This window comes from Pedobacter lithocola (genome assembly GCF_042650845.1).
Taxonomy (GTDB): domain Bacteria; phylum Bacteroidota; class Bacteroidia; order Sphingobacteriales; family Sphingobacteriaceae; genus Pedobacter; species Pedobacter lithocola.
Genome location: NZ_JBHSBW010000013.1, coordinates 414,371 through 435,755 on the forward strand (window position 1 = coordinate 414,371; position 21,385 = coordinate 435,755).

Annotated in this window: 18 protein-coding genes; 11 read left to right on the forward strand and 7 right to left on the reverse strand. The window is 36.7% G+C overall.

What is annotated here, in order from left to right; translation table 11 throughout:
- Window positions 1-880: 880 nt before the first annotated feature.
- Window positions 881-1,618, forward strand: coding sequence for a LytR/AlgR family response regulator transcription factor (locus ACFOWA_RS15830; RefSeq protein WP_378986820.1), 738 nt, complete (start codon window positions 881-883; stop codon window positions 1,616-1,618).
- A 16-nt stretch (window positions 1,619-1,634) separates the two neighbouring features.
- On the opposite strand, the gene ACFOWA_RS15835 is transcribed toward ACFOWA_RS15830, so the two are convergent.
- Entirely contained in the window at window positions 1,635-1,772 is a 138-nt protein-coding gene (locus ACFOWA_RS15835; protein WP_378986822.1) for a hypothetical protein, read from the reverse strand.
- Between the two features lie 77 nt (window positions 1,773-1,849).
- On the opposite strand from ACFOWA_RS15835, the gene ACFOWA_RS15840 reads away from it, so the two are divergent.
- A complete protein-coding gene (locus tag ACFOWA_RS15840; RefSeq protein ID WP_378986824.1) occupies window positions 1,850-2,989 on the forward strand; it encodes a sensor histidine kinase in 1,140 nt (379 codons plus the stop codon).
- Window positions 2,990-3,168: 179 nt separating this feature from the next.
- Here ACFOWA_RS15840 and ACFOWA_RS15845 read toward each other — a convergent pair whose 3' ends face one another.
- Both ACFOWA_RS15845 and ACFOWA_RS15850 read right to left on the reverse strand, forming a co-directional pair.
- The gene (locus tag ACFOWA_RS15845; RefSeq protein WP_378986826.1) at window positions 3,169-4,047 is read right to left on the reverse strand and encodes a hypothetical protein; all 879 of its coding nucleotides are present in this window, start codon (window positions 4,045-4,047) and stop codon (window positions 3,169-3,171) included.
- 154 nt (window positions 4,048-4,201) lie between these two features.
- Window positions 4,202-5,020 (reverse strand): hypothetical protein, encoded by an 819-nt coding sequence (locus ACFOWA_RS15850; RefSeq protein ID WP_378986828.1) that lies wholly within the window; start codon window positions 5,018-5,020, stop codon window positions 4,202-4,204.
- Window positions 5,021-6,093: 1,073 nt separating this feature from the next.
- Between ACFOWA_RS15850 and ACFOWA_RS15855 the strand changes: the two genes are divergently transcribed.
- A complete protein-coding gene (locus ACFOWA_RS15855) occupies window positions 6,094-6,360 on the forward strand; it encodes a hypothetical protein (protein ID WP_378986830.1) in 267 nt (88 codons plus the stop codon).
- Between the two features lie 51 nt (window positions 6,361-6,411).
- Window positions 6,412-7,938: a bifunctional phosphoribosylaminoimidazolecarboxamide formyltransferase/IMP cyclohydrolase gene (gene purH, locus ACFOWA_RS15860; protein ID WP_378986832.1), complete on the forward strand. Its 1,527-nt coding sequence runs from the start codon at window positions 6,412-6,414 to the stop codon at window positions 7,936-7,938.
- A 12-nt stretch (window positions 7,939-7,950) separates the two neighbouring features.
- Here purH and ACFOWA_RS15865 read toward each other — a convergent pair whose 3' ends face one another.
- Window positions 7,951-8,193, reverse strand: coding sequence for a hypothetical protein (locus ACFOWA_RS15865; protein WP_378986834.1), 243 nt, complete (start codon window positions 8,191-8,193; stop codon window positions 7,951-7,953).
- Between the two features lie 200 nt (window positions 8,194-8,393).
- Here ACFOWA_RS15865 and ACFOWA_RS15870 point away from each other — a divergent pair, with 200 nt between their 5' ends.
- The 5 genes from ACFOWA_RS15870 (at window position 8,394) to rodA (ending at window position 14,108) form a co-directional block, all read left to right on the forward strand.
- Window positions 8,394-9,416, forward strand: a complete 1,023-nt coding sequence (locus ACFOWA_RS15870) for a rod shape-determining protein (protein ID WP_056092903.1) — start codon at window positions 8,394-8,396, stop codon at window positions 9,414-9,416.
- A gap of 75 nt (window positions 9,417-9,491) precedes the next feature.
- Window positions 9,492-10,328 (forward strand): rod shape-determining protein MreC, encoded by an 837-nt coding sequence (mreC, locus tag ACFOWA_RS15875; protein WP_378986836.1) that lies wholly within the window; start codon window positions 9,492-9,494, stop codon window positions 10,326-10,328.
- Entirely contained in the window at window positions 10,325-10,840 is a 516-nt protein-coding gene (locus ACFOWA_RS15880; RefSeq protein ID WP_378986838.1) for a rod shape-determining protein MreD, read from the forward strand. Before mreC ends, ACFOWA_RS15880 begins: the two co-directional genes overlap by 4 nt.
- Window positions 10,840-12,846 carry a penicillin-binding protein 2 gene (gene mrdA / locus ACFOWA_RS15885; RefSeq protein ID WP_378986840.1) on the forward strand — a complete coding sequence of 669 codons (2,007 nt, stop codon included), beginning with the start codon at window positions 10,840-10,842 and terminating at the stop codon, window positions 12,844-12,846. Before ACFOWA_RS15880 ends, mrdA begins: the two co-directional genes overlap by 1 nt.
- Entirely contained in the window at window positions 12,843-14,108 is a 1,266-nt protein-coding gene (rodA, locus tag ACFOWA_RS15890) for a rod shape-determining protein RodA (RefSeq protein WP_378986842.1), read from the forward strand. The genes mrdA and rodA overlap by 4 nt, the downstream gene beginning before the upstream one ends.
- Window positions 14,109-14,259: 151 nt before the next feature.
- Here rodA and ACFOWA_RS15895 read toward each other — a convergent pair whose 3' ends face one another.
- Complete coding sequence (locus ACFOWA_RS15895; protein WP_378986844.1) at window positions 14,260-15,054, reverse strand: SDR family NAD(P)-dependent oxidoreductase; 795 nt, start codon at window positions 15,052-15,054, stop codon at window positions 14,260-14,262.
- A gap of 13 nt (window positions 15,055-15,067) precedes the next feature.
- Window positions 15,068-16,225: a hypothetical protein gene (locus tag ACFOWA_RS15900; RefSeq protein ID WP_378986846.1), complete on the reverse strand. Its 1,158-nt coding sequence runs from the start codon at window positions 16,223-16,225 to the stop codon at window positions 15,068-15,070.
- Between the two features lie 121 nt (window positions 16,226-16,346).
- On the opposite strand from ACFOWA_RS15900, the gene ACFOWA_RS15905 reads away from it, so the two are divergent.
- Together ACFOWA_RS15905 and ACFOWA_RS15910 are read left to right on the forward strand one after the other, a co-directional pair.
- Window positions 16,347-16,928 carry a thymidine kinase gene (locus tag ACFOWA_RS15905; RefSeq protein WP_378986848.1) on the forward strand — a complete coding sequence of 194 codons (582 nt, stop codon included), beginning with the start codon at window positions 16,347-16,349 and terminating at the stop codon, window positions 16,926-16,928.
- Between the two features lie 39 nt (window positions 16,929-16,967).
- Window positions 16,968-17,780 (forward strand): SDR family oxidoreductase, encoded by an 813-nt coding sequence (locus ACFOWA_RS15910; protein WP_378986850.1) that lies wholly within the window; start codon window positions 16,968-16,970, stop codon window positions 17,778-17,780.
- Between the two features lie 226 nt (window positions 17,781-18,006).
- On the opposite strand, the gene ACFOWA_RS15915 is transcribed toward ACFOWA_RS15910, so the two are convergent.
- The gene (locus ACFOWA_RS15915) at window positions 18,007-21,363 is read right to left on the reverse strand and encodes a DEAD/DEAH box helicase (RefSeq protein ID WP_378986852.1); all 3,357 of its coding nucleotides are present in this window, start codon (window positions 21,361-21,363) and stop codon (window positions 18,007-18,009) included.
- Window positions 21,364-21,385: the final 22 nt, after the last annotated feature.

Genomic DNA, 21,385 nt, shown 5'->3' on the forward strand with positions numbered 1-21,385 from the left:
TTAAAAAGACTAAGACTGAGCAAGATGTAGAGGAGCGTTTTCAAGAATAGGGTTTTTAGATGATTTATAAATCAGGCAAATTTTTAATCGAAAAGCAATAATGTTTAAAAGTAATTTTGTAGTCAGTTATGGTTTGGCTAAAAGTAATTTTGGCTAAGGTATTAAACAAGGCCTAACCAAGCTTAGGGTAATCCATAAATTCGATGTAGGCAGTGTTTAATCTCGAAATTCATTTCTGAAATTTTCGCAACAACATGCTTTGATAAAGTATAAAACAGCTCATCTACTGTTTGCATTTTCCTCGTTAAATTGCGATTTTGAGAGCGCTATCAAATGCGGGAATAATTTTAAAATCATTTAGCTTGATACAAACGCTATTGAAAAGTTAACTTCGCAGCAGCCCAGTTTTAAGTTTTCAGCAAAACACTTCTTTTAATTTTGCTATATCGTCTATTTGGTTAGTGTCTATAAATTATCATATCAACAGTCAAATTTAGCAAGGCTTTTTTCAACCATCAGGCTTCTTACACAGAACGGCCTGTTTTCGTTATAAACAGGTAAATTTTCTTTACAGCACCTTGCTGATTACGAATAATTTCTCCGTATCAATACAGGATTTTCGTCCAATTAACCCACATCTGGACTCAAAATAACGACAGCAATACAACAAAATATTTTATCTTGCGTATTAGATGAATAGTTTTCACTTAAAATGTTTCAGTTCAACAATTAACAGGAAAAAATTGTCACAGAAACAGCGACTGAGAATTTGAACAAATAAAATTTCACGGCTTTATAAAGCAGATTCGGTACAAAAGCTTCGGTTTTCGTTACGAAAAGGCGTAATTTCGTGATAAATAAATTACCCTCTTTTAAATACATGATAAGATGCATTGCCATAGATGATCAGCTAAGCTCGCTTCAGGGTTTAGAAAAGTACATCTTAGATACACCAAATATTCGTCTGGTTAATTCTTATACCGATCCGGTATTGGCTTTGAAAGAGCTTTCAAGGGCAGAGCCTGTCGATCTGATTTTTATGGACATCAACATGCCGCAGATTTCCGGACTTGAGCTTGCTCATGCGATAAGAGGAAAATCCAGGAAATTAATATTTACCACATCCCATAAAGAATATGCGTTTGAAGCTTATGAGGCCGAAGGTGATGCATACCTGCCAAAACCATACAGCTATGCAAAGTTTCTGGTAACCATTACCCGGCTTTTTGGCAACGACTACGAAGCTTCCGAAAACAATCTGGCAAACAGCGAAAGCTTTTTAGTTAAAAACAAAGAGGAAGACCATCGGGCAATTATGGTAAAATATGCCGATATCATTGCCTTCGAAAGTTTTCATAACTACGTTAAAATACATACCGATAAAAAAATAATCATAGCATACCTTAGTTTAAAAGATGTGAGAGAACAGTTAAACATTAGCAAACAATTTATACAATTACACAGGGCGTATATCATTTCTATACCACACATACAGCATATCGAGGGGCAAAGAATTACACTTACCAATCAGTTAAGCTTTAACGTGGGCGATATCTACATAAATGAGTTTAAAGAATTTTACAACGAGCGGGTAATTATAAGCAGCCGCAAAAAATAGCAGCTGCTTATTTTGGCTATCGCCCTAAACCAGGAACGGTAGATGTTGCAGTTAAAGTGGCGCTGGTTCCGGTAGGATCAGTTTCAAATGAGCTGAACAATGATTTTTTTTTGAATACAAAAATGGTTCTTTTGATTAGCTTTTGAGTCTTCATAATTTTCTTTTTTTCGAAAACTAGAAGCCACTGGCAGCTGAAGAATGATGGTTTACATAGATGGTATAATTTTCTTTATGAATAGCTTAACAGGCACATTTCAGGTTTTTAATAGCGTGATTAAAAAGTACCAGATACATTTAATTGCCTGGGCGGCATTTATATTTTGGGAGTCAGTCATCATCGGTTTAATCTATGGCCAGTTCGGCAATTTCAGTAACTATGCAATCCACTATGCCCTCAATATTTCCATTTTCTATGTACATGCGCATGTGCTGATGTTGAGCTTGAAAGATCCGAAACAGGCTTTTTGGAAACTACCGGTTTTTATGTTTTTAGAAACAATAGTCTTTGTCGGATTTATCTATGGTGTGGATACCCTTTTGTTTAAATACACACATGTATTCAGTAAAGAAATGGGTGAACCCCTAACCAGAGCTTTGACAGTACTTTGGAGATGCTTGTTTTTTATGTTCTTCGGAACCGGTTACTATTTTTTAATCAGCTTTCTCGATACGAAAGCAGAAAAAGAGCGTATTGAAAGGCAACGTTTCAGGATTCTTTTAGAAAAGGAAAAAACCGAAAAAGAGCTCGTGCAATCGAGAAATGCATTCTTAAAAGCACAGATTAACCCACATCTGTTGTTTAATACGCTTGAATTTGTGTATCAGAAATTCAAACACCACTCGCCGAAAGATGCAGAAGCAATGCTTTACCTTGCTGACATCATGCGTTATGCTGCCGCCGCCAATGATACGGGCGAATACATAAATCTGGGCGAGGAGATTACGCAATGTGAAAATTTAATTCACTTGCACGAGTTAACCAATCCATGCATGAATCTTGAATTAGCTTATGCACCTGATACAACAGAACTTAGCTTTATTCCCCTAGTACTAATTACCGTATTGGAAAACATGATTAAGCATGGCGACTTGTACGGTTCTGCCGGTCATTCAAGTTTAGATATCTTCATCGATGATAAAAACTTGATAATAGCAAGCAAAAATAAAATACTACCTACTCCACCAAGCTATGGCTTAAGCTCAGGCTTAGATAACATCAAAAACCGTCTTGCATTTGCTTATGGTAACGATTATAGTTTACAACATTTTATCGATGAGGATAATTATTTCGAATTAACAATTAAAGTAAGGATAGAAGCGATCAAGCAGAATCAAATCTCGTCTGAAATTTCTTCGATGGTTAGTAATTAATCTATCATGTTTCCTTACACCTTTTATATTTTTAGCAATATATCTTTTTATTGAATTCAGAATTATCTGTTTAAAAATTCTCATGTTATGCTGCAATACAATTGAAAACCCTGGTCATAACAATACTGATAATAAATTATTCCTAAAACCACGTTACTGGCATATCAGTACGCAATAACCTATCCCTGCCCTGCGAGTTGAGACTGAAATGTCAGCTCCGTAAAAACGCCAGGTTCATCCAGGGCTACTTGTAAACTGATGATCAGCGTATTTTGGAGTATGTCGTTAGCAGTCATCGAGATACCTAACCCTACATTAATGTTGTAAGCCGCTCTTCTCTCTTTAGGTTCTACTATCTTCTGCTCCCACAAGCCAAAAAGATAGTCATCTATCTGGTATTTAATTTCCAGCCAGGTACTGTAGGTATTCGGTGAAAAGACAAAATTCCTTAAGATTAAGGTGACGTTTGCTTTGATTAATTCCTTGATTTCCGTTAAAGCGTTTCCATCTAAATCCATTGTAGTTGGATTGTATGTATTTATTGGCGAACTGATTTGATACCACAGCGAAGGTTTATAAACTGCGCCCAAGGCTTTAAAAATTTGTGCATACTCTATAGCACTGCAATCTATTGCTTTGAAACCAAAGCTGGGGGTATTTGCTTGCAAAAAACAGAATTGATCTTGTCGAGAAGAGAACCTGAAAAAATCGGCTACATGCGCTATTTGATTAATGGCTGGTATTTGATCATCAAAGTTTGCTGTAATCAACAGGTCGGCCAAAACTGTAGCCCCGCCTTCTTCCGCTCCATTTTGAATCGTTAAAAGCTGAACAACTATTCTGTTTTGAGTTTCGGTTTTTACAGCCCCATCTGCTCCTACTAAGGAAGCAATAACTGCAAAATCTTCAACAGTATTTTGGAGTGCTTTTAGATAAGTATTCAACTCCTTAACGATCAATGGTAACTGCCCAACCATGTCAATGCAATTTCGTTTTCGATTTTCCTCCGGCTCGTAGTTAATGTAAACGCCGGGTGATTTTATATTTGGACTTGGCATGTTTGCAATTTAAAATTTTTACGGTGAAATACCTGAACAATTGATGTCCATTTAGATATAAGCAAGGGCTGTCGATAAGATTGCGTGTGGCGTGAAGTACGCTTTCGTCCGCCTACCGCAAACAGGCAATGACGGGTTGGTAGACCGACATCGCCTATAACGCTCCCAATTCCCAGCTCAAACCAGATTGCGCTTCTTCTATTGGCACTACCTTTTCCTTAATCGGCTCAACAAATACAACTTCCACACCATCTTTGATATGATAACAATGGCTAATTTGGCAGGCGAAATAACGGCGATCTTCTTTCCTAAACTGATCCTGTAAATAACAGATGCCAATGGCTAACAATACAATCCGATCGCCTTGTTGCACTACGGGTACGTGAAGTTTAGCACCAGGAAAATGAACTTGACTAAAAGCCACTTTCAAATCATTTACTTTCAGAATTTCGTAATCACCGTCGTGTACATTCCAATTGAATACCATTACCTGCATAACGAAGGCATCAGCTTGTATTACGGTTTTTACCAAATGTTTCATTTCAATTTTAGGGAGTTCGAGTTCAATCAAACCATCTGGTAACCATGAAACCTTTGGCTGACGAATCAAGAGCCGGTCTAATCGGGTATCCGCATTAAACTCAAATCCCTCAATTAATTTTAGATTGCCCTCCAATAGTTTTTTACTACCCGCAGTCGAATTTGGAATCGTTTTAAAAACCGAAGTGAGCCTTTTAGTGAGTCTGCTAGCGAGATCACCATAGCCATAATCCTTTACCATTGGCGCAAAAGCTTTGCGGATATAGGCTGCATTTCTGCTGGCTTCGCCAAAATCTTTAGCGCTTTTTTTACTGTTTTCGGAAAGTTGATGAGTACCAGATTTACGCCTTACAACGTCTTTCTTGCCGCTCCGATAAAAAATAAGATCTCCCACTTTGCCGGAAAATCTAACAATCCCATTTAATGTAGCCATAATTGATTATATTTGATTTAACCAAGGGATTGATCAATCCAATATACCAAATTTTTCCATTTATTTTCAGCCATTTAATCCGTAACAGGTCCGATGCAAGTCCATGTGCAGTCCGTGTTTCCGCTATGTTTGCTTGTACCCTTCGCCCAGAATGCTTCCTAAATGCTTCGGCACAACTTCAGTTTATGTAACACAATACCTAAGCTGGCATGATGCGCTCATCCTGGTATAGTTTAGCGCTCAAATTGGTCTGAAACAAACATGTACTAAGGGTTTACAGAAGAAGATGCAACTTTGTCCGGCACTTTTCTCTTAATAGACTGGAAGACTAGATGACTTAGGTCAAAAGCCACCAACAAACTTGCTAAATAGGTGGTATCAGTGCCTTTTTATCACCCCTCCGTTCAAGCTGGAACAGTGGAGAGGTTTGCCGAACGAAATCTTCTCGTAAAGATAGATTGCCACGTCGTGCCTCCTCGCAATGACGTTATGTACATGCTCATCGCTATTGCCCCCGCTGCTATCCGGCATAGGAACTGATGGAAGGAGAAAACTTTAAAGCTTTTGCACAAACTTTCATAAACCAAAGCCCAAGGCATCGCGTTCTTCCCGACCTTTCGTCGGGACTTGTGATGCCGCAACAAAAGCTTTAACGAATTTATCCGACATCAGTTCCAAGCCTTGATTATTCATTAGTTATTGCTGTTTTTAATTGCATTCATGAGCTCGCAGAAATGCTCGGTTGTTTGCTTCTTTGTTATCAAGAACAAAGAAGGAGCCCTTCGGCGGCGACGAGCCGAGACAAGCAATAGTGGAGGACTTAATATAAACAGATTGCCACGGTTGGTGAAGAACCAACCTCGCAATGACGACTTAGGGATTGGAAGGTGCTACGACAAGCTGAGCATGATAAATCTGAGCGATTGGCTTTGCACCCTGCTATCAGGCATAGCAGATTTTGGTAGCGGAAAGCGGTGAAATCTGTGTAGAAACTTTCAACCTGCACAAACAAGGGAATTTGCAGCTGAAGGGGGGATGTGTGAAGGACAAGCCTCAAATTACCGCTATTAAGATTGAGCCTGCTTTACGCAACAAAAAATGCAAGCCTTGATTTTTGGTTACCTTTTTATCAAGAAAAAGGTAAGAGCCCTTCGGCGGCGGTGAGCCGAACAAAGCCAGTTATTGCTGTTTTTAATTGCATTCATGAGCTCGCAGAGATGCTCGGTTTTTGGTTACCTTTTTATCAAGAAAAAGGTAAGAGCCCCTCGCCGGCGGCGAGCCGAACAAATCACTGCTACGACTACCAGCTTAGCGAATCGTTTTTTTCCCTGTTAACATAACAAAAAAACCACCCTATTTTACTACCTTTGCGGCTCAAAATTTACAGTAGAATGAGTGACTCGATTAAGATTAAAAATGCTTTAATTTCAGTATATTATAAAGATGGTTTAGCGCCATTGGTAAAATTATTAGCCGCTCAGGGCGTACAGCTGTTTTCTACAGGTGGAACCGAGCAATTTATTAAAGATTTAGATCTGCCTGTTACTGCCGTTGAAGATTTAACAGGCTACCCATCTATATTAGGCGGAAGAGTAAAAACCTTACATCCAAAAGTATTTGGAGGCATTTTAAACCGCCGTGGTTTAGATGGAGATAAACAGCAAATTGCTGAATACGAAATTCCTGAAATTGACCTGGTAATTGTTGATTTATATCCTTTTGAAGAAACCGTAAAAGCTGGTGGAACTGCAGATGAAATCATCGAGAAAATAGATATTGGTGGCATTTCTTTAATTCGTGCTGCTGCTAAAAACTTTAACGATGTAGTTATCATTGCTTCAAAAAATGATTACCCTACTTTGCAGTCTCAGTTGGAAGCTCAGAATGGCGAAACAAGTTTAGCACAACGTAAAAGTTTTGCTAAAACTGCTTTCCATACTTCATCACATTACGATACTGCAATATTTAACTATTTTAATGCGGAAGAACCTCTTGATGTTTTTAAGCAAAGTGTAAATACATCAAAAACCTTGCGTTATGGTGAAAACCCACACCAAGGCGGTAAATTTTATGGCGATTTAGATGCCATGTTTACCAAATTGAACGGAAAAGAACTTTCTTACAATAATCTGGTAGATGTTGATGCTGCTGTTGCTTTAATTGATGAATTTGAAGATCCAACTTTTGCCATTTTAAAACATACAAACGCCTGTGGTATTGCATCTCGCCCAACGGTTAAACAAGCCTGGTTAGATGCATTGGCTTGCGACCCAGTTTCGGCCTTTGGTGGCGTTCTAATTACCAATGTTGAAGTTGATTTAGCAACTGCAGAAGAAATTAACAATCTATTTTTCGAGGTATTAATTGCGCCTTCATATCAACCCGAGGCTGTTGAGTTATTCAGCAAAAAGAAAAACCGTGTGATTTTGCAACGCAATGAGGTTGAATTAAGCAAAAAACAATTCAAAACATTATTGAATGGGGTAATTGAGCAGGATAAAGATTTGATTATCGAAGGTCCGGAGCAAATGGTTACCGTAACTGAAAAAACACCAACAGCGCAGGAATTAAAAGACTTATATTTTGCAAATAAAATTGTAAAACATACAAAATCGAATACCATCGTTTTGGTAAAAGATGATGTTTTAATTGCAAGCGGCGTAGGACAAACATCACGTGTAGATGCATTAAAACAAGCGATTGAAAAAGCTGCGGCATTTGGCTTTAGCGTTAAAGGAAGCTCGATGGCATCTGATGCATTCTTCCCTTTTCCTGATTGTGTAGAGATTGCTGCCGACGCCGGAATCACCGCTGTTTTACAACCTGGTGGATCGATTAAAGATGCTGATTCTGTTGCAAAAGCGAATGAAAAAGGCATTGCGATGGTAACAACTGGCGTTAGACATTTTAAACACTAGTTGTTTGGTTGATTAGTTGTTTGGTTGGTTGGCTGAAAGCTTTAAAGGTTGAAGGTGAAAGGTAGAAGGTTTAAGGTAGAGCGTTTCCCCCTCTTCGTCATTGCGAGGAACGAAGCAATCTCCATTCATTTCCAATACAGAGATTAAATATTTAAAACGTTGCTTTGGGCAATTTGCTACCTGAATAGTAGCAGTAGCCGAAGTAGAATAAACCCGATAGAAGAGAAATATTTTTGTTGCAACAACTAAGTTCAACTACAAACTTTAACAAAAATATGAAACGGATAGCGGGACTGTTTAAACCGAAGAATTACTGGTTTTGATTTTCTTATCATTTTAATTACAACTAATTCGATTAAAATGAACAATGAAAATAAAACTTAAAACAATAAAAAAGCTATTTTTACATTAGGAATAGTATAGATTTAACAAAATTAAAATAACGAACCTTATACATGGGATTATTTAACTGGTTTACGCAAGAAGTTGCCATCGATTTGGGCACAGCGAATACCCTAATTATACATAACGATAAAGTGGTTGTAGATGAACCATCAATTGTTGCTTTTGACCGTACTACAAACAAAGTTATCGCCATTGGTCGCCAGGCGATGCAAATGGAGGGTAAAACCCACGATAATATTAAAACCGTTCGCCCATTGAAAGATGGTGTAATTGCCGATTTCAATGCTGCAGAAGCGATGATTAAAGGTATGATTCGCATGCTTAACGGTGGCAAAGGTTGGATGTTCCCGTCTTTACGTATGGTAATTTGCATTCCATCGGGCATTACCGAAGTAGAGAAACGTGCTGTACGAGATTCGGCTGAAATTGCTGGAGCCAAAGAAGTTTACCTCATTCATGAACCAATGGCCGCAGCGGTAGGTATTGGTATTGATGTGGAAGAACCAATGGGAAACATGATTATTGATATTGGTGGTGGTACTACTGAAATTGCGGTTATCGCATTATCGGGTATTGTTTGCGATCAATCTATCCGCGTTGCGGGAGATAATTTCGATTCGGATATTGTGAATTACATCCGTCGCCAGCATAATATTATGATTGGAGACAGAACAGCCGAGAAAATTAAGATTGAAGTTGGAGCAGCTTTACCAGAATTACAGGACGCTCCTGCTGATTTCGCCGTTCAGGGTCGTGATTTAATGACCGGTGTACCAAAACAAATTACCGTTTCATATACTGAAATTGCACATTGTTTAGATAAATCCATTTCAAAAATTGAAGAAGCAATTTTAAAAGCTTTAGAGATAACACCACCAGAACTTTCTGCTGATATTTACCAAACAGGTATTTATTTAACAGGTGGTGGTGCTTTGCTTAGAGGCTTGGATAAACGTGTTGCTGCTAAAACAAAATTGCCAGTTCATGTTGCCGAAGACCCATTACGTGCAGTTGTACGTGGTACCGGTATCGCACTAAAAAACATCGGAACATACAAATTCTTAATGCAATAAACAGAGTAGTACGTTGTAAGTTATAAGTTTTAAGTCTTGTAACTTATAACGTATCACTTATAACTTATCACGTGCATGCGTAACCTTTGGATTTTCATAAGCAGATACAACGCATTTTTCTTGTTTTTTATCTTTTTTTTAATTGGTATTTACCTTACCGTTAAAAATAATGCATACCAACGCAGCGCTACTTTAAATTCAACCAATGAGGTCGTTGGCACAGCTTACGAGAGATTAAATGTTTTTAAAAGGTATTTAAATTTGGGTGTGGTTAATGATAGCCTTGCAGCCGAAAATGCTAAACTTAAAACAAAGCTATTAGCACTAACCACCGTAGATTCTACAAAAGAAGTTCAGGTTATTGATACCGTTACAAACCAACAATACACATATTTAGCCGCCAAGGTTGTTAAAAATTCTATCACATTGCGAAATAATGTAATGACGATTAATAAGGGTACTCTAGATGGAATTGAAACCGGGATGGCTGTAATATCTCCACAAAGAGGTGTTGTTGGTTTTATAAGAGATGTTTCGGCCCATTTGGCTACTATCCAATCCCTGCTGCATAAAGACACTAAAATTAGCGTTGTAATTAAAAAAGATAATGCCTTAGGCTCTTTGGTTTGGGGTGATAACAACTTCGATATCAGGAAAGCATTTATTAAAGAAGTTCCTAATCACATTAAAATGAACGTTGGCGATACGGTGGTAACTTCTGGCTTCGGTCAGTTTCCCGAAGGAATTTTAGTTGGAAAGCTTAGTAAAACCAATATTGCAACAAATGATAATTTTCTATCTGCAGAGCTAAATTTATTTAATGATTTTGGTACGTTGCAATATGTTTACGTAATAAAAAACAAGTTGGCAAAAGAACAACAACTTTTAGAAACCCCTGTTAAAGCAAAATGAATAGCAGACTAATTATAGTAAATATCTTTAGGTGGCTAATCCTGCTTTTTGTGCAAATTTTCTTGCTTAAAAACATGGGCTTTTACGATTTATCAACGCCGTTTATTTACGTTTTATTTTTGTTGCTCCTACCCTTCGGCATACCGAATATCTTATTGTATGTATTGGCTTTTGGTACGGGTTTAACACTCGATGCTTTTTATGATACCATGGGCGTTCATGCTACAGCTTGCGTGGTTTTAGCGTTTGTTAGAATATCATTTATAACAGTAAGTTTAAATAAAGATGCGATTGATGACCCAGAACCATCATTAAGTTACATGGGATTTCAATGGTTTGCACTTTATGCTTTCTTATGTGTGATAACACATCACCTGGTATTATTCTTTTTAGAAACATTTAGGCTAACAGAAATTGGTTATACCTTAATGAGATGCGGCTTAAGTTGTATCTTTACCCTCCTATTAATCTTACTGGTAGAGTTTATTTTCTATAAAAGAACATCTCGTTAATGGAGCAATTATTTAATCGAAACTACATCATTCAGGGTTTGTTTATTGTTATTGCCATTATTTTATTGGCAAAACTTTTTTACATCCAAATCGTAAGCGACAAAGCTTTTGTTGCGGCTGAAAGTAATGTGCTTAAGAAAAAATTTAAATATCCGGCTCGTGGTGCAATTCTCGACCGAAGAATGAGGGTAATCGTTCAAAACGAACCCGTTTACGATTTAATGGTTATCCCTAATGAAGTTAAATCATTTGATACCCTGGCTTTAGCAAATGCACTAGATATTTCAGTGGATGAAGTTCGGAAAAACATGCGTAAAGCGAAACTAAAATCCAACTACCAATCCACTCCCTTTTCCAAACAAATTTCAGTTCAAAGCTATGCCCGCCTGCAGGAAATCATGTATCGTTTCCCGGGTTTTTCCACTCAGGATAGAACGATAAGACATTATCCGGATAGTGTTGGCGGACAACTTTTCGGTTATGTTAAAGAAGTAGATAGTGCAGATATTGCTCGTTCAGAGGGTTTCTATCGTCCTGGTGATTACAAAGGCAAAAGTGGTTTGGAACGTTCTTATGAGGAAATGCTACGTGGAGAAAAAGGGGTTGTCAATACCGTTTACGATGCTAAAAACATCCCGCAAGGCAGTTATGCCGATGGCAAATATGATATCAATGCAGTTTCTGGAGAAAGATTAATCTCGGGGATAGACATTGAAGTACAAAAGCTTGGCGAACAATTGATGAACAATAAGGTTGGAGCTATCGTTGCAATCGAACCAGCATCTGGAGAGATTTTAGCGATGGTAAGTAGCCCGGGTTACGATCCAAACTTACTGGTTGGTAAAAGTCAGGGCAATAATTACATGAACCTGATCGGTAATCCTTACCGTCCTTCACTCGTAAGACCAATACAGGGTTATTATCCTCCGGGTTCCGCTTTTAAACCAATTGATGCTTTAATTGGATTGCAAGAAGGTGTTATCGATCCAAACACAACATTTTTTTGTCCGCATTATTACCAAGCCGGTAACCGCAGAATTAAATGTGAGCATTTTGATGGTTCCATAAGTTTGAGAAGAGGCATCGCCCGTTCTTGTAATACTTATTTCTGCTACGTTTTTCAAAAGCTGATTACCAAAAATGGCATGAAAAACCAGCGCCTAACCTATCAGGATTGGAGGGATAAAGTTGCTAAATTTGGTTTTGGAGATAAACTTGGAATCGATTTACCTTTCGAGCAAAAAGGATATTTCTACAATTCAGATCACTACGATAAGATTTATGGAAAGCGATGGGGATATACAAATGTAATTTCGCAAGCCATCGGCCAGGGTGAGATAACCGCAACGCCGTTGCAAATTGCAAATGCGATGGCTGTTATTGCAAATCGCGGCTACTATATCAAGCCCCACCTAATTAAAGCAATGGGCGATAAATTGCTTGTAAAGAAAGAATATGTAACAAAAAACTACGTTGGCATAGATTTAAAACATTTTGAACCCGTTATTGATGGTATGCAGGATGCAGTAAATACCGCCTGGGGAACAGCAGTTTTATCCAGAATCCCGGATATAATCTTATGTGGTAAGACTGGTACAGTTCAAAATTCGAGAGGTAAAAATCACTCTGTATTTATTGGCTTTGCCCCAAGAGATAATCCAAAAATTGCGATTGCCGTAATTGTAGAAAATGCAGGTTATGGAAGTACCTATGCGGCACCAATTGCCAGTTATATGGTAGAAAAATATATAAATGGTGTGGTTAGTGGCAACAGAATAGCGCAGGTAGAATGGATGAAAAACCAAAACTTACTACCTTTGCTTATTGATAAAACAAAAAAGACAAAACTTACAAAAGCCGACAGTTTAATTATAAGAAAAACAGACTCAATTAAGCGCATTAATGATAGCTTAAAACTAAAAGCTGCTATGGCCAAAAGGCCACTATCAGCAAAATTGATAAAGAAACCTATAATTGCTACTAAACCTGAAACCAATAAACCATGATACAGCAACAGGGCAATAGGTTCTTTTTCAATGTTGATTGGATTACTGTACTAATCTACATAGCACTTTGTGTAATAGGGTTTACAAATATCTATGCATCTGTACCCCATAATGATACTAATGCAGCCTTTGATTTCAGTAGTAACTACGGCAAGCAACTCATCTACGTAATTTCTGGCTTAATATTAGGCTTATCTATTTTGTTGTTTGATGGCCGCCTTTTTAACGTATTTGCGCCTTTTATTTATGGTGGAACTTTGGTGCTGCTGGTTGTAGTGTTATTTATCGGAAGAAATGTTGGTGGTAATCAAGCCTGGATTCCGATAGGTTCGTTTAGATTACAGCCCTCAGAGTTTGCCAAATTTGGTACAGCACTTTTACTCGCCCGTTATGTAAGTACCTTCAATCCAAAATTTAGAGATTTTAAGTCGATTTTTATTGCAGGGATTATCGTAGCCGCACCGTTGCTTTTAATTATGCTTCAGCCCGATACGGGTTCTGCATTGGTGTTTTTAGCCTTTATGTTTCCCTTGTATCGCGAAGGTTTATCAGGCTACTTCTTACTGATATTTTTGGGCATGATTGTATTATTTGTTGCCGATTTCCTGGTACCAACGGCAGCACTAATTATTATTTTAGTGGCAATTGGCGGACTTTTTATCTATGCAAACCGACGAAAACAAAAGCTGATTATTACAACCGTATTTGTTACATTAATTGCTATAGCCTATCTTTTTTTGATTAAGGTAGCCTATGAAAAGGTTTTAGCACCACACCAACGCAGCCGGATTGAGTTAATGCTCGGTTTAAAAACGGATAATAAAGGTGCTGGATATAATGTAATACAATCGCAAATTGCCATTGGCTCTGGGCAATTAACTGGTCGTGGTTATTTACAAGGTACTCAAACCAAATATGGCTATGTGCCTGAAAAAACTACTGATTTTATTTTCTCCGTTATTGGAGAAGAATGGGGCTTTTTAGGTTGTAGCGTTGTTATTGCTTTATATATTTTTCTACTGCTAAGATTAATTAATTTGGCAGAACGGCAACGATCAACATTTTCCAGAGTGTATGGTTACAGTGTTGCCTGCATCCTATTCTTTCATATTTTTATTAATATCGGGATGACGATTGGCATTATACCCGTAATCGGAATTCCACTGCCTTTAATTAGTTATGGAGGTTCATCCTTATGGAGTTTTACCATACTAATTTTCATCTTCCTTAAGCTTGATTCTAACAGAATGGGCTTTATTTAAGTTCTGTTGCTGGTTTTCTGTTGCGGGTTGCCTGTCCAGATGCATCTAAACTTTTTAATTTATCTACTCAATTATCTGTGTCTTCAAACACCAAATAATAATTTAATTATCTATGAAGACAAAAACCATGTAAACAACAAAATAGGTTTATTTAAAGAATAGAGCGAACTAAGCCACCTTCTACCCTAATGGCTGCTCCATTTGTTCCTGATGCAAGTGGACTAACGTAATATGTTACCGTATTTGCAATTTCTTGCACATCTAGAAACCTTTTCAAAAGCGAGGTGGGTCTCATATTTTTGAAAAAATCCGTTTCAACTTCAGCAACAGAAAGATTTCCAGATTTTGCTAAATCTTCTATAAAGGCGCCAACACCTTTAGATTTTGTTGGGCCTGGTAAAATAGAATTAACCGTTACCTGCGTACCTTTTGTTAATTCTGCTAATCCGCGACTAACCGCAAGCTGGGCAGTCTTTGTCATTCCATAATGAATCATTTCATCAGGAATAAAAACAGCAGATTCACTTGAAATAAAGATTATTCGTCCCCAGTCTCTATTTAACATTTTAGGAAAAATATGACGTGATAAACGGATACCACTCATAACATTCACTTCAAAAAATCTAAACCAATCTTCGTCAGAAATTTCCTCGAAAGCCTTAGGTTCGAAAATGCCGGCATTATTAATTAGTATATCAATTTCGGGAAGTTTGGCAATAAGCGAATCAACTTCTTTCGATTTGGAAAAGTCAGCAGCTATTCCACTTACGTTTTGATTACCCGAAATACTTTGGAGCAATTTAACCGCAGCATCTACACTTTCTTCACTTCTGCCATTGATGATAACATTAACACCTTCTTTTAATAAGCTTTCCGCTATCGCGAAACCTATGCCTGCGGTAGAACCACTTATAAAAGCAGTTTTATTTTTTAATTGTAAATCCATAATTTGATACTTACTAACTAAATCTGCTATTCAACAATTCATAAAACTGATCTACAGTGGATTGTTTATTAGCCCAGTTGTATTTCGAAGCATAATTCTTTTGCAAAAAGCTATCAGCCGCTTCAAAATTTGGCATCTTATTTACAATATCCAATGCCTCAGAATAAGCCATATTATATCCGCTAAACAAATCTTTAATAAACAGAAGTTTCTCGTTTAAATTTATGGCTTGCTTTAAATCTAAAATTGGTGCTTTTGCAACTTCATTCTGAGCTCCATTCGTTTTTGCCAGCAAATCATTTAAAGATGGAGTTGGTTTATCCTGAATCGTTTGTTCAACAATTGGTTTAACCGGAACAGCTTCTGGAATAAATGCCGGACTATCTTCAACAGCTGGTGAGATGATATCGTCATCATAATTGTTTACTTCCTCTACATGCTTGTGCTGCTCGTTGGATTCCGAAAATAAGGTTTCAACCTCAGGATGATTTACAGCATATTCTTCTTCATGTGATATTAAGAAAGGCTCTGGACCTATCTCATCTTCGAAAGCTGCTACTGGTTCATATAAGTCGGTTTCTTGTTCCTTATCATGGATTCTCCTTTTTTGTGCGAGTATTTCTTCCTCCTCTTTACTTAAAGCTCTATCGAAAATTTCATTTGTTGGTTTTTCCTCGTAATCAAATTTATCGTCATTACTGTGGTTGCCTAAAACAAACTCGAAACTGTTAGAATCCTGGTCGGGCTTAAAAAAATTATGTTCTAATATTTTTTCTGCAGTTTCCTCGTGGATACGTTCCTCTTCCAGAATTTCTTCCTCTGGCTGCATATCAATCCGCTCTTCTTCCTCTTCTGCAGAAACGATTTCCTCCAATTCAGAAGGCTCAAAAGATTCGCTTTCAGGCTTATAGCTTTGTACTTCAGGCAATACGATTGTATTTTGCTCTTCTAATAAAAATCCTGTATTGGTTTCAGCAGGTTTATCTTCAACTAAAGCATTTAATTTTTTTACGATTTTAACATGATCTGAAAGAAAATCGGCATTAGCCAGAAAAAGTTCAACTTCTAATTCATTTAATTTATCAGGATTTTGAGCCAGGAATTGGTATTGCTCATTAAGTTCAGTCAAAATACTACCAATCTTTCTAAAAATATCTTGTTGGTTCATCATAAATTATTAAACGAATTTTTTGGTGATTTATGTTGGTAACTATGTATTCAAAAATAACACATAATTATGATATTTGTTCGGTTTAAAAATTAAAGAAATATAGGGCAAACGATAAATTAGCATGTTATTTAGCGAACAAAATTTTAGGAGAAGAGGCGAATTTTCGGGAAGTATAGAAGTTGTTTGCGGCTCTATGTTTTCTGGTAAAACAGAAGAATTAATTCGCAGATTAAAAAGAGCTCAAATCGCTAAATTGAATGTCGAAATTTTTAAACCACGTACAGATACGCGTTATCACGAAAGTGCAGTGGTTTCTCATGATTTAAATTCGATAAATTCTACACCCGTTGATAGCGCTTCGGCAATTTTACTATTGGGTACAAATACGCAAGTTGTCGGAATAGATGAGGCACAGTTTTTTGATAATGAATTGCCTGATGTTTGCAACAAACTTGCCATGAAAGGCATTAGGGTAATTGTTGCTGGCTTAGATATGGATTTCTCTGGTAAACCCTTCGGACCAATGCCCGCTTTGATGGCCATTGCCGAGCATGTTACAAAAGTAAATGCAGTTTGTGTTTGCTGTGGCAATCCGGCATTGTATAGTTACAGAACGGTCGCCAACGAATCAACCGTACTTTTAGGAGAAAAAGAAAGCTACGAACCTCGCTGCAGAGCTTGCTATAATGTAGAAAAGGGTTAATATTGTTTATTTGTTCATTTCTCATTAGTTCAATAGTATATGGTTTTATCAAAGGAAATTAAAACAGTTTCTATTTTGGGCTGTGGATGGTTTGGATTCGCTTTAGCCCAAGCTTTAGTATCGCTAGGTTTTGATGTAAATGGTTCTACCACAACGCCTGATAAATTACAACAATTAGAAGCTGAAAATATTAAACCGTACTTAGTTAACTTTACAGCGGATAGCATTTTGGCAGATGAAAGTTTTTTTCAAACTGATGTACTATTTATTTGCATACCACCAAAACGAAACTCAGTAGAATTAAATGATTATCCAGATAAGATAAAATCGATTTTAAAAGCTTCGAACAACAAAACGAGCAAAGTTATACTGATAAGCTCTACAAGTGTATTTGGCGATGAAAATAAATCTGTAAATGAAAATAGTGCCACCAATCCAGACACTGATTCTGGCAAGGTTGTTTTAGCTGCAGAGGAAATTTTTAGAGCGTTAAATCCAAATGATTATACTATTATCCGCTTCGCGGGATTAATTGGGCCTGATAGAAATCCAGGCAGATTTTTTGCCGGTAAAACTAATGTACCCAACGGTCTTACTCCTGTTAATTTAATTCATCAAATAGATGCTGTAGGAATTGCCATTTCTATTTTGGATAAGCAAGCCTTTGGTAAAACTTATAATGCTTGTTCACCTACACATCCCACTAAAAAAGAGTTTTACACTAAAGCAGCTATGGAAAGCGGTCATCCTCTTCCTGAATTTGTGGAAGAAAAAACCAGTTGGAAAATTGTTGAAAGTTTAAATGTTCCTAAGTTTTTAGGATATCAGTTTTCAGGTGATGATCTAATGTAAATTATTGTGGTCTGTGAGGACACAGACGATGGAGTGGCTATTTTACCGCCTTATTGCTTGTACTACACGTCTTGCTGAATTTATTTCAGCATCTTTCCCGCAAATAAGCCCCTGAAATAAATTCGGGTGACGTTAAGCTTAGTAATAATGTTAAGGAAAAGTAATATAACTTATCGTGGTCTGTGCGGACACAGACCACGGAGTGGAGCGCAAGCTAAAATATTGCTTAACTCAACAAACCCAACAACTCCTTTTTTGTTAAATTTTTAAATAATCCGCCTTCACTTTGGATTAAATCTTTAACCAAATCCTTTTTTACAGCCTGTAATTTCATGATTTTTTCTTCAATCGTATCTGGGCAAATTAAACGGACAGCCATTACATTTTTATGCTGCCCAATGCGGTATGCTCTATCAATAGCTTGATTTTCTACAGCAGGATTCCACCATGGGTCAACCAAATACACATAATCTGCTTCGGTTAAATTTAAACCAGTGCCGCCAGCTTTTAAACTGATCAAAAACACAGGGATATCTTTATCATTTTGAAATGATTGCACAACCTGCTGCCTGTTTTTAGTCTGCCCGGTGAGGTATTCATATTTTATTCCTTTAATCTCCAGTTGCTTTTTTATCAAATCGAGCATAGTTACGAATTGAGAAAACACCAATATTTTATGGTTATCGGCTTTCAACTCAATTTGTTCGATAAGCACATCAATTTTAGAAGATGCTTGTATATAAGATTTTCCATCGGCCAGCAAAGCTGCTGAGTTACAAATTTGCCTTAATCTGGTTATGCTTTTTAGCACATGCATTGAATTTTTTGGCAAATCATCTTCAGTTTTATTCATAATATAATCCTGAATTTCCTTTTTATTAGCTTCGTAAACCTCTCGCTGTTCTTCTCCCATTTCACAGTAGAGAATAATTTCAGTTTTATCTGGCAATTCTTTGGCAACTTCCTCTTTGATTCGCCTTAATATAAAAGGACGAATTTTTTTCTGTAATTCTGTGGCTCTTTTACTGTCTTTAAATTGGTCTATTGGAGTAGAATACAAATCTGCAAACTGCTGCTTGCTACCAAATAAACCCGGGCAAGCGAACGATAACTGTCCGTATAAATCGAAGGTATTATTTTCAACAGGCGTTCCGGTTAAAGCCACTTTATTTCTGGATTGTAACATCCTTACCGTTTTATACCGCTGCGATTCTGGATTTTTAATGTTCTGTGATTCATCCAGAAAGATATAGTTAAAATGGAAATCTTTTAAATAACGAATATCGGAAAGTAGTGTACCGTAAGAGGTTAAGATGATTTCAAAATCATTGAAAGTATCTGTATTTTTAATTCTATCGTTGCCGTAAATGGTTTTCACTGTTATCGATGGAGCAAACTTTTCTACTTCTGCTTTCCAATTAAATATCAACGAAGCAGGCACAACAACGAGATTTACATTGTGCTTAACTTTTTCTCGTTGCGTTAAAATAAAAGCAATAATTTGAATCGTTTTTCCAAGTCCCATGTCATCCGCCAGTATCGAGCCAAAGTTAAAATCATCAAGAAAGTTCAATCGATTTAATCCATCTATCTGGTATTGTCTGAGTGTTGCATTTAAAGCCTTCGGAATAACAATTTCTTCAATGGCTTCATTCCCTTCAAATTTTTGCTTAAAACTTTTAAGTTCATCACGAACGCTTCCGTTAAGCATTGCATCTTCATACAAATCACTTATCGAAGCGTATTTTATCTTGTGGGTAAGCAAAGTATCGTCAACAATTTCACCTGCCGTAAAATAATCAGTAAATTTTTTAATCCAATCTTCGGGCAAAATACCCTGTGTTCCATCATCAAGCGTTACAAATTTGCTCTTATTTCTAATGGATTTATGGAGATGTTTTAGCGCCACATTTTGCTTGCCAAATTTTACTTTCACCTTTGTTTCAAACCAATCCGTTCCGCTTAAAACTTCAATGTTGATATCAGCTTTATGAGGGTTGAGTTTATTGTTTTTAAGATGATTGAAACCTAAAATATGAATATCTCTACTTCGCCATGCTTCAAAAGCATCAAGAAACCATAATTCTTCTAAAAAGCGTTTTCGATGCAGGTAAAATGAGTCGTTGGTTTCTTGCTCATAAAAGAAAGGATGCTGGCGTATAATTTCTCCGATAAATTGCAATTCTTCTTCTTCATTTCGGTGAAGTGTAAAGAGATTGCCCAACTTATCTTGTGCCTGTATTTTGTTTTTAGATAGTACCGGAATTTCTAAATTTCCGTACCGCATTACGGGTGTAATCAAAATAAAATCTTCAGATTCGGACAGATAAATAAGCCTTTCAATTTCCAAATCAAAGCCTTTTTCTTCAATTTGCTTAGGCGTTGCAGGTCGCAAATAAGAATAATCTACATGGATATTTCCTTCCAATTGAATCAAAATGTTTTTCTGAAACTCTGGATATTTGCTTTTATGAATGATTAACCGATTGCTTTGTTTAATAAAGAAACCTATAACTTTAACCAAATCTGCCCTTCCTAATAAATAAAGCTGGTCTTTAAGTTGAACAAAATAATTATATCTGATAAAAAGATTATCGAGCGAATAAGAATTTCCTTTTATGATTAGTCTGCCACTTATCTCAAAAAAATCATCCTTTTGATTAACAGTCAGGTGCAAATCAACATCCAAAATATGCAGTTGAACAGGAACAACAGATGTAGCCTGGATATTTGGTGATATTTTATTATCGTGCAAAAACGCCGGAATATTTAGCGGATTTCTAACAATCGCTTTCAAAGCTGCCAATTCAACCTCTATTTGTTCTGTAGCAAAGTTATTTTGAAATTTTGCTATGCCACTATAATATTTAAGCTCTGTACTTTCTTCTGTTTTAAAAATTAAATCTGCAGGATTTACACTTTTAAAAGGATTTTTTGGTTTGCCACTTTTGGTAATATTCGCTTCAAAAAGTTCGATGTTTAAATTGTTATAGTACCGATGCAAACCAAGTACTAAAATTAAATTACTTGTTTCGGGTGTGGCAATTGTTGGTATCTTCTGCTTATCGGGCAATAAAGCCACTTCAAGATTTTGCCTTGCTTCTGCATTAAAAGCCTGCAAAGACGCCATTTTTGGCTTTATGATTAGCGTGTCGTCTTCTATTTTTAGGTTGAAAAGTGCATCGTAATTTTCTTCATTATCTAAGCCATAATCTGCGGCAACTTTTTTTAGCCTTTGGCGACGAAGATTTTCATCAAAAAAAATCAATAAATCTTGTCGCTGTAAAATATTGTGTAAAACTTGGGCCTGGTGCTCGCAAAGTTTATTTTTTGGCGCATCGCATCTGCAAGACAATTTTACCGAATTAGAATCTTGTTGAACCTGTACAATTGGAAAAAAAGTTGAAGACGATTCGTGACTGAAAGCTCCGAAATCTATTTGCAATTGTTCAGGAACAATAGTATAAAACCCTTTAACGTTGGTATTAATTTGCTGATTTAAATGTTTAAGAATAACTACATTACTTAAATTTTTTAGGTTAAAATCCTTTAAAATATAATCGTAAGGGTTTTCTTCGTTCATTTATCGCAATATAATTAGAAAA

What these genes read in the sequence shown, in the direction of transcription:
- ACFOWA_RS15830 (WP_378986820.1), top strand. Translation starts at nt 881, where the DNA reads ATGATAAGATGCATTGCCATAGATGATCAGCTAAGCTCGCTTCAGGGT.
- ACFOWA_RS15835 (WP_378986822.1), bottom strand. Translation starts at nt 1,772, where the DNA reads ATGAAGACTCAAAAGCTAATCAAAAGAACCATTTTTGTATTCAAAAAA.
- ACFOWA_RS15840 (WP_378986824.1), top strand. Translation starts at nt 1,850, where the DNA reads ATGAATAGCTTAACAGGCACATTTCAGGTTTTTAATAGCGTGATTAAA.
- ACFOWA_RS15845 (WP_378986826.1), bottom strand. Translation starts at nt 4,047, where the DNA reads ATGCCAAGTCCAAATATAAAATCACCCGGCGTTTACATTAACTACGAG.
- ACFOWA_RS15850 (WP_378986828.1), bottom strand. Translation starts at nt 5,020, where the DNA reads ATGGCTACATTAAATGGGATTGTTAGATTTTCCGGCAAAGTGGGAGAT.
- purH (WP_378986832.1), top strand. Translation starts at nt 6,412, where the DNA reads ATGAGTGACTCGATTAAGATTAAAAATGCTTTAATTTCAGTATATTAT.
- ACFOWA_RS15870 (WP_056092903.1), top strand. Translation starts at nt 8,394, where the DNA reads ATGGGATTATTTAACTGGTTTACGCAAGAAGTTGCCATCGATTTGGGC.
- mreC (WP_378986836.1), top strand. Translation starts at nt 9,492, where the DNA reads ATGCGTAACCTTTGGATTTTCATAAGCAGATACAACGCATTTTTCTTG.
- ACFOWA_RS15880 (WP_378986838.1), top strand. Translation starts at nt 10,325, where the DNA reads ATGAATAGCAGACTAATTATAGTAAATATCTTTAGGTGGCTAATCCTG.
- mrdA (WP_378986840.1), top strand. Translation starts at nt 10,840, where the DNA reads ATGGAGCAATTATTTAATCGAAACTACATCATTCAGGGTTTGTTTATT.
- rodA (WP_378986842.1), top strand. Translation starts at nt 12,843, where the DNA reads ATGATACAGCAACAGGGCAATAGGTTCTTTTTCAATGTTGATTGGATT.
- ACFOWA_RS15895 (WP_378986844.1), bottom strand. Translation starts at nt 15,054, where the DNA reads ATGGATTTACAATTAAAAAATAAAACTGCTTTTATAAGTGGTTCTACC.
- ACFOWA_RS15900 (WP_378986846.1), bottom strand. Translation starts at nt 16,225, where the DNA reads ATGATGAACCAACAAGATATTTTTAGAAAGATTGGTAGTATTTTGACT.
- ACFOWA_RS15905 (WP_378986848.1), top strand. Translation starts at nt 16,347, where the DNA reads ATGTTATTTAGCGAACAAAATTTTAGGAGAAGAGGCGAATTTTCGGGA.
- ACFOWA_RS15910 (WP_378986850.1), top strand. Translation starts at nt 16,968, where the DNA reads ATGGTTTTATCAAAGGAAATTAAAACAGTTTCTATTTTGGGCTGTGGA.
- ACFOWA_RS15915 (WP_378986852.1), bottom strand. Translation starts at nt 21,363, where the DNA reads ATGAACGAAGAAAACCCTTACGATTATATTTTAAAGGATTTTAACCTA.